At 48.2% G+C, this 1,901-nt stretch carries 2 protein-coding genes; both read right to left on the bottom strand.

The window, feature by feature from the left end:
- Window positions 1-55 precede the first annotated feature (55 nt).
- A complete protein-coding gene (locus tag ON16_RS00010; protein WP_040658417.1) occupies window positions 56-247 on the bottom strand; it encodes a hypothetical protein in 192 nt (63 codons plus the stop codon).
- A 15-nt stretch (window positions 248-262) separates the two neighbouring features.
- Complete coding sequence (locus ON16_RS00005; RefSeq protein ID WP_051131432.1) at window positions 263-1,849, bottom strand: IS3 family transposase; 1,587 nt, start codon at window positions 1,847-1,849, stop codon at window positions 263-265.
- Window positions 1,850-1,901 lie beyond the last annotated feature (52 nt).

Here is a 1,901-nt window from a genome sequence, read left to right as displayed (position 1 = left end):
GGGAGTGCGGACGTTTTTTTGGACCTAAATCCAATCACGTCCGCTATTGGCGGGGTTAAAGGAATGGTTTAAACTTGCCGGCCTCAGCATCGATGCGAAGGGTAGGAACCCACACATCCTCCTCTACGACAGAAATTGCAGCTGTCGTATCGATGTACTTCCCGGAATTGGTTTCATATACTTCAATTTCGATTTCATCGTCATTGTCATAGGCCAAAAGCAACTCGACTAAATCCTTAATTTTCATCCTAATGCCTCCAGGTTATGCAACCGCTATAGGCGCAGCTGGATTTATATTATTGGCGGACAGCCCCAGACTACGCCGGTATTCCAGTGGACTCATCCCGCCAAGGGATAGTTTGATACGCGTTTCGCAATACCAGTGCATATAGTCATCCAGAACGGCAATAAACTCATCAATGCTGACATCCTGCCATGATGTGCCGTAGAACATTTCGTTTTTTAGGCGGCCAAAGAAGCCCTCACAGGCGGAGTTATCCGGGGAACAGCCTTTCTTTGACATAGATCGTGTGAGCTGAGCAACCTCCATACGTTCTATCCAGCCAGGCCACCGATAGTGACCGCCTCGGTCACTGTGGATTATGGGGCGTTCGCCCTCTTTGAGAATTGAAATTGCTCCGTCTAGCATGGTGTTGGCAAGTTCTGCGGACGGCGATGTTCCAATAGTCCACGAGATGGGTAGCCCATCGAAGCAGTCGATAATCGGAGATAAATAGACCTTACCTGCGGGAAGGCCAAACTCGGTGATATCGGTTAACCATTTGACGTTTGGCGCCTCGGCATGAAAGTCACGATTGAGGATATTGGGCACGGCAGGGCTGACCTCGCCGACATAGGAGCTGTATTTCTTGCGCTTCTTGCGGTAAACAACAAGACTTTCTTCGCACATGATTCTGCGGACCACCTTCTCAGAAACCGCAATTCCTTCGTTTTCCAGGCATTTGTAGATGCGGCGATAGCCGTATGTGCGCCTTGAAGCACTAAAAATTTCGTGGATCTTCGCACGGACTTGAGCATACCTATCCTGGACGTGCAGGCTCTTCTCCTGATAACAGTAACTACTCTTGGAAATGCTAATCTCCTGGAGAAGCAGATTCAGCCGATATTGGGGTCTCAGGGCATCAATCAGGGCGGCCTTTTCACGATTAGTCAATGATTTTAGATTGATGCCCAGGCCTTTTTTTAGCAGTTCTGCTGCCTTTTCCAGAATATCGTATTCCAGCTGTGCTCGAAACAGCTTCTCGCTCATGGAGGCTTCTTCGGCCCTCAGATCAGCAATCCGCTGTTCCAAGGCCTCCGCTTCATCGGCCTGTGAAACTTTCTTTTTAGGCATGGCAGTGCTTCGCTCCTCACCAAGCAGCTGACCCTTCCACTTGTAGAGTGTTACTCGGCTCACTCCATGGGCTTTTGCAACCTCCTGAGCTGAGCTTTTACGAGCGCACAAATCAATGACGGCTTGCTGCTTCGTTTCTTGAGAGTATTCTACCATCGCCCCTCCAGATACGCAACGCTTTTTGCGGTCTGGAAATGCCTCATTGAGCCACATTTTAAAAAGCGTTGTACTTGGATATCCAAGCGTTTTAATCGTATAGGTAATGCTTCGCCCATGTTCTGTATAGAAACTCAGCGCTGCTTGTTTTTGTTCAGTAGAATACCGTTGGGTGCACTTCCGTTTAATATGCAGTTTTCTGTTTTTCTGGTATTCGTCGTACCAATACAGTAGGGTATGATGATTGGGATATCCCAATTCCCTTATGACGGCAGCTGAATGACAACCATACTTGATATAAAGCTCCACTGCTCTCATTCGATCTTCACAAGAATACACGGGGATGCCTCCTGTACCATATTAGTTGGTCCAAGTTTTTGTCCGCACCCCC

The sequence above is a fragment of the Oscillibacter ruminantium GH1 genome (assembly GCF_000307265.1).
Taxonomy (GTDB): domain Bacteria; phylum Bacillota; class Clostridia; order Oscillospirales; family Oscillospiraceae; genus Oscillibacter; species Oscillibacter ruminantium.
This window is presented reverse-complemented; position numbering and strand designations above follow the sequence as displayed.

Bases quoted from the DNA above. Each gene is read 5' to 3' on its own strand.
- ON16_RS00010 (WP_040658417.1), bottom strand. From the start codon at position 247: ATGAAAATTAAGGATTTAGTCGAGTTGCTTTTGGCCTATGACAATGAC.